Source organism: uncultured Maritalea sp., assembly GCF_937139385.1.
GTDB classification, from domain to species: Bacteria; Pseudomonadota; Alphaproteobacteria; order Rhizobiales; family Devosiaceae; genus Maritalea; species Maritalea porphyrae_A.
Map to the genome: position 1 here is coordinate 1 of NZ_CAKZPW010000007.1, position 8,827 is coordinate 8,827.

An 8,827-nucleotide genomic window follows, 5' to 3' on the forward strand; every position below is an offset into this window, starting at 1 on the left:
TGCCCCGCCATAGGATTTCAGCGAATTTGACCCAGACGTGCCCTACAATTCATCATCACCGGTGCGAGACCCGGCCGCACTTTCAAAACCGTCAATAACATCATTAGACGCCCAAGCCCCTGCAACCGCGCTTGCGTCCACGCCTGCATCTTTCCCGACCTCGGTCAGCGCGTCACGTGTTGCGCCCATCGCTTCCAACCCTCGTTCAGCGCCCAAGCGCCGCTCGACGGCAAACGAATAGTTCTCATCGCCATTTATGAAGGCGATCTTTTTGTGCCCGGCATCCAGCATCACTTTGGTCAGCGTTTCAAACATCCCAAAGTTGTCGATATCAACCCATGCATATTGGTCTGAACGCTCTTCGCGCCCGTGCACCACAAAGGGCATGCCGGATTCAAGCAAATAGGTGATGCGCTTGTCATTTGGGCGCGGCAACTCCAAAATAAATCCATCAACGCTTTGGTCGCGCACATAACGATCAAACAACGAAACCAAATCTTCTTCGGCACCTGATGCAAATACCACATCATAGTCATAGTGTTTTACTTCGCGCAGAACCCCAGCGAACACTTCCACGAAGTGCGGATCAACAAAATGCTGCGACCCATCGCCTTTGATCCATCCAATTGAATGGGAGCGCTGGGTCACCAATCGTTGTGCATTCCGGTTCGGCGTATATCCCATCTCTTGTGCTGCTTTTTGCACGCGGTCACGCGTTTTTGCCCCAACATCGCTATAGCCGTTGAGAGCACGCGAAATGGTGGTGATCGACAAGTCAAGCTTGCGCGCGAGGTCTTTAATGGTGACCTGATTTTGCTCTTTGTTGCCGATTGGGTGATTATGTTGGGGCATAAGCTCCTGCGATTTTTTCAGCATTTTGTAGGGTATTGCGTGCGTAAGTGCAAAATCTCACCATCAACTTTCAACAATTGGTTGACGAGAGCAATCCATCTTGGGTAGAAATAGTTTACCAAAACGTTTTGGAAGCCCGATAACCAACGATACTCAACTTGGTGGAAACTGGCAACCTTTGCCCGGACCGCCCCAAGAAGTGGCAAGAAAGACCATTGATGAATCATATGACACAGCCTGATTCCCATTCCGCTGTCAGACTGACGAAGCAAAAAGACTGGTGGCGCGGCGCGGTCATCTATCAAATCTATCCACGTTCGTTTCAAGACAGCAATGGCGACGGCATTGGTGATTTGAATGGTATAACTGACCGCTTGGATTATGTGGCGGGTTTGGGCGTTGATGCGATATGGCTTTCGCCTTTTTTCACCTCCCCGATGAAAGACTTTGGGTATGATGTGGCCAACTATCGCGGCGTTGACCCGATTTTTGGCACATTGGAGGATTTTGACAAGCTTTTGGCCAAGGCGCATCGGTTGGACCTGAAGGTAATGATCGATCAGGTGATTTCGCACACCTCGGACGAACATGAATGGTTTAAACAAAGTCGCATCTCACCCGACAATCCAAAATCGGATTGGTATGTGTGGGCAGATGCGAAGCCCGATGGCACGCCGCCAAACAATTGGCTTTCGATTTTCGGCGGGTCCGCTTGGACGTGGGACCCACGTCGTTGCCAATATTATTTGCACAATTTTTTGACTTCTCAGCCCGATTTGAATTTTCACAATGCTAATGTGACAGCCGCATTGCTGGAAGAGGTTCGCTTTTGGCTTGATCGCGGTGTTGATGGCTTTAGGCTCGATACGGTGAACTTTTATGTTCACAATCAAAGCTTGGCAGACAACCCAGCACTGCCCAAAGATCAGATCAATGCAACCATCGCGCCGGCGGTAAACCCTTACAACTGGCAAGATCATATCAATGATAAAAGCCGACCTGAGAATATTGATTTTCTAAAGCGCCTCCGCGCGTTGCTTGATGAATATGACCATATCACCACCGTTGGTGAAATCGGCGACGCGCAGCGCCAGCTCGACATTATGGCCGCATATACTTCGGGCGGGGATAAGTTACATATGGCTTATACCTTTGATTTCCTAGGCGGTGACTTCAACGCCAAATATTTTGCGCTAAAGATCAAAGAACTTGAAGCCATCTTGACCGATGGCTGGCCGTGCTGGGCGTTCTCCAACCACGATGTGCAACGTCATATCTCGCGTTGGGGCATTGCCCCGGATCGGCAAAGTGACTTCGCCAAACTGTCCGCCGAAGTGCTTTTGTCGCTGCGTGGCTCTGTCTGTCTTTATCAAGGTGAGGAATTGGCCTTGCCAGAAGCCGAAGTGGCTTTTGAAGATCTTGTGGATCCTTACGGTATTGAGTTCTGGCCAAACTACAAGGGCCGCGATGGATGTCGAACGCCAATGGTTTGGGAAGTGGACGGCGGGCAGGCCGGGTTTACCACCGCCAACCGCACGTGGCTGCCCATTCCGGTTGAACACCAAAGCCATGCGGTTGATGCCCAGGGCGACGGTTCTGTGCTCAAGCACTATCAAGAGTTTCTTACCTTTCGCCGTGCAACATCTGCGCTGCGTGAGGGTGACATCAAAATCATCGACGCCACCGAACAAGTTTTGGCGTTTGAGCGGCAACTGGGCGAAGAACGCATATTGTGTGTATTCAATATGAGCGATCAACCCGCAACCATTGAGCTGGCGGCGTTTGAGGACTTTGACCACGCTGCCCGGCACTCAAATGCAACGCTTGAAGGCACCCGGCTTTCTTTGCCCAGCTTTTCATCATATTTTGGCGTGAACGCCAGCTAATCCATTGTTTCAGGGGAGGGAACATGGCTGACATTAAAATAACCAATCTCGATAAGTCATACGGCAATGTCCGTGTGCTTAAAGACATTAATCTCGACATTAAGTCGGGCGAATTCATTGTATTTGTGGGCCCGTCGGGTTGCGGAAAATCCACATTGTTGCGCACCATTTCAGGGCTCGAGAGCATTTCTGGTGGCACCTTGGAAATCGACGGGCGGGTGGTCAATGATGTGGCCCCCTCCAAACGCGGCATCGCAATGGTGTTCCAGTCTTATGCGCTTTATCCGCATATGACTGTGTTTGATAATATGGCCTATGCACTCAAAATCCAAAAGTTCTCTAAAGAAGAGATCAAGCAAAAGGTGGAAGCCGCAGCCGACAAATTGCAGCTGACCGATTACCTTAAACGCCTCCCCAAAGCTCTGTCTGGTGGGCAACGTCAGCGGGTTGCCATTGGCCGCGCAATTGTGCGCGACCCAAAAGTCTTTTTGTTCGACGAGCCATTGAGTAACCTTGATGCGGCGCTACGCGTAAAGATGCGCATGGAAATTGCGGGCCTCAAAGAGCAGTTGCCCGGCACCACCATGATCTATGTGACCCATGACCAAGTGGAAGCCATGACCATGGCCGACCGTATTGTAGTCCTCAAAGATGGTGTGGTCCAACAAGTGGGCACCCCGATGGAACTTTATGAGGCGCCTCAAAGCCTGTTTGTTGCTGGCTTTATCGGGTCCCCCAAAATGAATCTTTTGACCGGCGCCCACGCGGCTAAGTTTGACTGTACCACCGTTGGCATCCGCTCCGAACATCTCGATATTGTTGAAACGGGCGGCGACTGGGAAGGTGAGGTGGTCCACACTGAAATCCTTGGCTCGGACACTTACATTTACCTCAATATTGGCGATGAGGAATTGTTCGTTGTGCGCCAAGAAGGCAATGCGCCAATTAAGGTCCACACCAAAATCGCCATTAAAGCCAAAGAAGGTCGCCTGCACCGTTTCAATGCAGACGGAGCACCTATCTAAACCTTTCTTCCCCACATCGGCTCTTTTCCCCAATTGGCGGGGGTGCCGGGGTCGGGAGCGAAGCGGCCAACGGCGGCGCGAAAAAATGCGGGTGCCGGGGCAGGTCCAAGGGGCCGACGGCGGCGCTAAAAACTAGCTCACGGTTTTGGCGGCCGCTTCAAACAGCGTCTGCCAACCCACCCCCGCGGTAAAAATGGCGGCCAATTGCACCAAAATCGGTTTGTCCGGCGCGAAGCTGTTTTTGTAAACGCCGGGCAAAATCATGATGCCCATGACAATTGAAAAGGCCAACAATGGCCCAAGTGCGCCAAGGTCCATGCCAAAGCTTTTGGTGGCGATATAGTTTTTGATAAAAGGGTCCGCCACAATGCCCAACACCAACGCAATATACTGAGGCCAAACGGGCGCGAACTGCGGCGCCGTTGTCGCTTCTGGTGCACCTGGCGACTTGGTGTCCACCATGGTTTGCAAACCCAAATCCCGCGCCGTTTTCTGCTTTTTGCGCTCCTCAGATTGTAAATCGAAATAATCAAAAATGCTGCTCACAATGCCCTCCCAATGCTCAAATTATACCTAAACTATAAGGGGCGGGGACAATTGCGCAAATGACTTGCCTCAAATGCCCACGTCGTACAGGCCGAGCGCTGGCCCCACGCTGTCTTCTTCATAGCCGAAGTGGGAGAGCAACAAGGTCGCCAACCGTTCGTGAGCCAGAACAGTGGCATCGAACTGGCTTTCGCTCGGGTCTTTGATCAGCTTTTCGGCTTCCCCCGCCAGTTTAATCAGCAGCGCATGCACAACCTCATGCTCTTCGCGCAACCGTTGCACAATTTTGTCGAGTGCAGCGTTCTTTCCCTCAAGCGCTGGGAACATATGCGCGTCTTCAATCGAATGGTGTCCATTGACCAATTGGCAGTGCTGCCCGCACAGATTGCCGAACACCCGGTAATTTTCAACAATCGGGTTATCTTTGATATGGGCATGCAATTCGCTGGCGCTGGTATCGCCTTTGCGTACGCCTTCTAACATGCCTGCCATCATGCGCATATTGCGCCGATGATGCTCGTGTATCGCCCGCAAATGCCGCATGGGCTGGCGTTGTTGTTCGGTGAGTTCGGTTTGCGGGATTTCAGGCCGGGTACTGTCGTCGGGTATAATGATATCGTGCATATGGTCTATTTCGGTGTGAGAATGAAGCATTCAACTGAAGATGATTATCGAAACTAAGAAGGCGAAGTTGTGGCGGCAAGCGATCAAGCCGCATAGCAAACATATGTGCCGCGGCCCTGCGCTTTAGCGTCATACAATGCCTTGTCGGCGCGTTCCTGCAAATCGTCCAACTCGCCGCTCGTTGAAACCGCTATGCCGATGCTTATGCCATAACTTAGCAAATTATCGTCAAATCGCACTTCTCTCTTGCAATCATCGAGCAGCCGTTTGGCGATTTTTTCAGCAGCTCTTTGGGCATTCTTGGATAGTAAAACGACCACAAATTCATCCCCGCCAACCCGCGCAATAAAATCTTCAGATCGAGTAGATTTTCGCAGAGCGTCTGCGACCTTGCACAGCACCAAATCGCCCGCAGCATGCCCATACTCATCGTTGACCTCTTTGAAATGGTCTAGGTCGAAATGGATGAAGGCAACTTCAAAATCGGTCTTACCCGGCTTTGCAACCTGTTCAAGAAACCTTGTTAATCCACGACGGTTCCCAACGCGTGTGAGAGGGTCAGTGAGACTCGCTATTTCCGCTTCTTTTCGCGCTTTTTCCAGCGATATGGTCAGCTTCTCAAGCTCTTTCTTCTTTTGCTGGAGTTCTGTGACGTCCGTCCGCAAGCCGACAATATCGCCGTTCTCTGTTTCAATATCGTGGATCAGAATATGACGGTCGCCAGGCAACTCACGCTCCAAAGGTTTCGTCGAGCTCCGTCTGCGATCAAGGTGCCATTGAAACCAATCTTGCAACCATTCTTCTTCTCTGCCTTTTGCCTCAGGATATTGGCCATTTTCAACGCCGTAGCGCATAATATCCACGAACGAAGCACCCGGGTAAATCGCTGGCGCGGATGCCGCATAAAACTCCTTATATTTGTTGTTGCACACCACCAATCGGTCGTTGATGTCATACATAACAAAAGCATCGGGGAGCGCTTCAATAGCATCCCAAAGCCGCCGCTTATATAGTTTGAGTTCTTGGCGCGCTGTTTTGAGATCATTGCGCATGCTGTCGTTTTCTGTGTCGTCCCGCTGCAGCCCGATCCAGTATCTATTGGGGAACTTTTTGTCTTCAACTGGCCGAAGCGACAGGCAGACTTGGTAGCCCGTACCGTCTTTTGCGACGTTCTCAAAACGTTTTTGTATTGGCGTGGGTTGTTGCATTCGATCTGCTATCTCCACGAAAACTTTAGCGTCCTTTTGCCCGCCGATAATTCTGTAGAGTGGCTTCCCGCGCAGCTCTGAACTCTTGTAGCCAGATTGTGCACAGGCAGAACTGTTGCACCAAAGAATAGTGGGGAAAGACGAGCCGTCATTCACTAGTTCCGCCACGAAAATTCCGTCGCTTGCGAACTCGGCAATTTGGCCAACTAGTCTATCGATATCAATGGCGCTCATCCACTGTTTAAAACACGATCATTGGGTGTAAGCCTAGCTAACATTGCGTTAAGTGCAAGCCGAAAAAGTAACTATTATTTGAGTGCCATGTATTCGCGGTTACGCCGGGGCGATGACACTGGGCATAATACGTTTTAAATTGGACAATAATGCTCATCTTCTTCAAGAGAATAGCAAATCGTTTGTTCCCCCAAAAATGCACTCTTATGGTCCTTCGCAAACGACAGCCATCGCCGGTTTGCCAGCGATATGTAAAATACCCACCTGCAATGTTTCGCCATCGTCGCTGATGTGCCGCAATACGCGCAATGTCGCAAAGTGATTTTCTGCCTGGTAATCCATCAGTTGCAACACAAGAGACTCATCATCACCTGAAAACTGCAAAATATAGGCTTGTTGTGCCTTGTCATCGGCCATGCGGGGATTATAGCCATTCATTGCCGCGCTATTGCGCTTCACTTCTCGCGATATACTCGATGGCGCGCGATCCATAATTGTTGCACTTCGTTTGAAACTTCGGGGGATCCAGGTCTGACTACCGGCAAATTGATGCGCTGCGGTCATCAAAACGAAGACCAGCCCTCAAACACCCAAAACAAAATACCGAGCGATCCCATAAATGTAGAGTGCTGAGAATATGATGTTTATGTATTTTAGTTGTCGTTCGGTACGCAGCCAGCCGCAATATATCCAGATCAGACAGAAGGGCAGGCCAAACAGCATTGCAGCCAACTGCCAGCCTTGCACGATGGAAATTGTGCTGCAAAGACCCAAGCCGAGGGCGAGCCACTTCAGCATTTGTTCGACGTCAACTGGTGTCGAAAGTTTCATTTTTTTGGAATTTCCCGAAAATCAGCGCCGTGAACCCGGCGATCTGATTTGTCCTTCTACCAAAGCGCGGCCCGCAACGCAATTTAAGTTGTTGCGGGTTGAAGCCAACAAATTGGCTTGCGCTTTGTGGCCGGTGAAAAGGGAGTGCTGTTCACTCAGCTTTCAGCAAAGCGTAGATTTCATCTTTTAACACCATGCGTTGCTTGCGCATTTCTTCTAGGTTGGTGTCATCAGTGGGTTCAACATCTGTTTCAGCCCGGTGGACCGAGCGGTTTACCTCATGATAGGCGTCAAACAGTTTGCCGAAATGCGCGTCGCCTGTTTTTAGCTCGTGAATACGTGCCGAAAACTCGGGGAATTCTTCGTGTAACTCGTGTGGGGTGTGAGACATAAGCCTATCCTTTAGCCTGCGATCAAGAACGAAGCATTTCGCTTCGTTTAGGTGGCGCGAAAAACTGCTTCCCGAACCGTTCAAACAAAGGCTACACCCGCTTGCAATGGCTGGTTTTGATGTGGGTCAAATGGTGCGGGTCGTTCTTTCTGACGCCGCCGGTTGGAGGTGCCCATTGTAGCGTCACAGCAATTGTTGCTGCTAAACCCCCAACCGTGCCCCCAACAGTTGTTGGGTAATCCTCGCCTTTGGCGCATCAAATACCGTGTCCACGTCGCCCTGCTCAACAATCTCACCTTTGTCCATCACCAACACCCGATCAGCCACAGCGCGGACCACGTCTAGGTCGTGGCTGACGAACAGATAGCTCATGCCCAGTTTGGCGCGCAGATCGACCAATAGGTTAAGAACTACAGCCTGAATGGACACATCCAACGCTGCCGTGGGTTCATCAAGGATCAGAAATCGCGGCTCTAGCGCAATGGCGCGCGCGATGCCCACTCGGGCCTTTTGCCCTCCAGACAATTGATGCGGGAAGCGATCCAAGAGCGGGAGCGGCAATCCCACAAGCGTCGCGAGTTCATCGATCCGCGCTGCCAACTTTTGACCACGAAGCTTGCCCAATTGCCTGAGCGGCTCCGCAATGGTTTGGCGGGAGGTATGCCGGGGGTTCAGGCTGTCGGTGGCGTCTTGGAACACCATCTGAATGTCGGAGCGCAGCCCGTTCCTGGCAAAGCCATGCGCCGGGATTTTGGCGATGTCCTGACCATCGAAGAGGATTTCGCCGTCTGTGGCATCCATCAATCGCACAAGTATTTCCGAAGTGGTCGATTTTCCGCATCCGCTTTCGCCCACAAGGCCGACGCTTTGCCCCTTTTTGATCTGAAACGAAATGTCGTTGACCGCGTGCACCGGGCCGGATTTGCCTTGATAGGTTTTGACCAGATTGCGCACGTCCAACAAAGCGGCCTCGTGTATCACGTGGTCGGGCATATCCTGGCGGTCTTCGGCGGGAAGCAAACTGCGAATACTTTCGCCAGCGCGCGGAGTGGCATCCACGAGTTTGCGCGTATAGCCATGCGTGGGCTGGGCAAAGATCTGCACCGGATCGCCCTGTTCCACGATGACTCCATCCTTCATCACAACGATCCGGTCGCAATATTGTGCCGCAAGTCCAAGGTCATGGGTGATCAGAATACTGCTCATGTTGCGTTCACGGATCAGGTCGCG

At 51.5% G+C, this 8,827-nt stretch carries 10 protein-coding genes; 2 read left to right on the plus strand and 8 right to left on the minus strand.

Features of this window, described 5'->3' with window-relative positions; all coding sequences use genetic code 11:
- Nucleotides 1-42: 42 nt before the first annotated feature.
- Nucleotides 43-852: a LacI family DNA-binding transcriptional regulator gene (locus Q0231_RS00185; RefSeq protein WP_299343545.1), complete on the minus strand. Its 810-nt coding sequence runs from the start codon at nt 850-852 to the stop codon at nt 43-45.
- A 218-nt stretch (nt 853-1,070) separates the two neighbouring features.
- Here Q0231_RS00185 and Q0231_RS00190 point away from each other — a divergent pair, with 218 nt between their 5' ends.
- Nucleotides 1,071-2,738, plus strand: a complete 1,668-nt coding sequence (locus tag Q0231_RS00190; protein ID WP_299343547.1) for an alpha-glucosidase family protein — start codon at nt 1,071-1,073, stop codon at nt 2,736-2,738.
- Between the two features lie 23 nt (nt 2,739-2,761).
- Nucleotides 2,762-3,763 carry an ABC transporter ATP-binding protein gene (locus tag Q0231_RS00195; protein ID WP_269392620.1) on the plus strand — a complete coding sequence of 334 codons (1,002 nt, stop codon included), beginning with the start codon at nt 2,762-2,764 and terminating at the stop codon, nt 3,761-3,763.
- 132 nt (nt 3,764-3,895) lie between these two features.
- On the opposite strand, the gene Q0231_RS00200 is transcribed toward Q0231_RS00195, so the two are convergent.
- From Q0231_RS00200 to Q0231_RS00230, 7 genes are all read right to left on the minus strand, one after another.
- Complete coding sequence (locus Q0231_RS00200) at nt 3,896-4,309, minus strand: hypothetical protein (RefSeq protein WP_269392619.1); 414 nt, start codon at nt 4,307-4,309, stop codon at nt 3,896-3,898.
- A gap of 69 nt (nt 4,310-4,378) precedes the next feature.
- Complete coding sequence (locus Q0231_RS00205; protein ID WP_269392618.1) at nt 4,379-4,933, minus strand: hemerythrin domain-containing protein; 555 nt, start codon at nt 4,931-4,933, stop codon at nt 4,379-4,381.
- An 83-nt stretch (nt 4,934-5,016) separates the two neighbouring features.
- Complete coding sequence (locus Q0231_RS00210; RefSeq protein ID WP_299343552.1) at nt 5,017-6,375, minus strand: diguanylate cyclase; 1,359 nt, start codon at nt 6,373-6,375, stop codon at nt 5,017-5,019.
- 204 nt (nt 6,376-6,579) lie between these two features.
- The gene (locus tag Q0231_RS00215; protein WP_299343554.1) at nt 6,580-6,942 is read right to left on the minus strand and encodes a helix-turn-helix domain-containing protein; all 363 of its coding nucleotides are present in this window, start codon (nt 6,940-6,942) and stop codon (nt 6,580-6,582) included.
- Between the two features lie 15 nt (nt 6,943-6,957).
- Entirely contained in the window at nt 6,958-7,206 is a 249-nt protein-coding gene (locus Q0231_RS00220) for a peptidase (protein WP_269392615.1), read from the minus strand.
- A 151-nt stretch (nt 7,207-7,357) separates the two neighbouring features.
- Nucleotides 7,358-7,597, minus strand: coding sequence for a YdcH family protein (locus Q0231_RS00225; RefSeq protein ID WP_299343556.1), 240 nt, complete (start codon nt 7,595-7,597; stop codon nt 7,358-7,360).
- A gap of 201 nt (nt 7,598-7,798) precedes the next feature.
- Nucleotides 7,799-8,827: ABC transporter ATP-binding protein (locus Q0231_RS00230; protein ID WP_299343558.1), on the minus strand; the 1,029-nt coding region annotated here is incomplete at its 5' end.

Excerpts from the sequence above, each read along its gene's own strand:
- Q0231_RS00225 (WP_299343556.1), bottom strand. The coding sequence starts at position 7,597 with ATGTCTCACACCCCACACGAGTTACACGAAGAATTCCCCGAGTTTTCG.
- Q0231_RS00195 (WP_269392620.1), top strand. The coding sequence starts at position 2,762 with ATGGCTGACATTAAAATAACCAATCTCGATAAGTCATACGGCAATGTC.
- Q0231_RS00185 (WP_299343545.1), bottom strand. The coding sequence starts at position 852 with ATGCCCCAACATAATCACCCAATCGGCAACAAAGAGCAAAATCAGGTC.
- Q0231_RS00205 (WP_269392618.1), bottom strand. The coding sequence starts at position 4,933 with ATGCACGATATCATTATACCCGACGACAGTACCCGGCCTGAAATCCCG.
- Q0231_RS00210 (WP_299343552.1), bottom strand. The coding sequence starts at position 6,375 with ATGAGCGCCATTGATATCGATAGACTAGTTGGCCAAATTGCCGAGTTC.
- Q0231_RS00220 (WP_269392615.1), bottom strand. The coding sequence starts at position 7,206 with ATGAAACTTTCGACACCAGTTGACGTCGAACAAATGCTGAAGTGGCTC.
- Q0231_RS00190 (WP_299343547.1), top strand. The coding sequence starts at position 1,071 with ATGAATCATATGACACAGCCTGATTCCCATTCCGCTGTCAGACTGACG.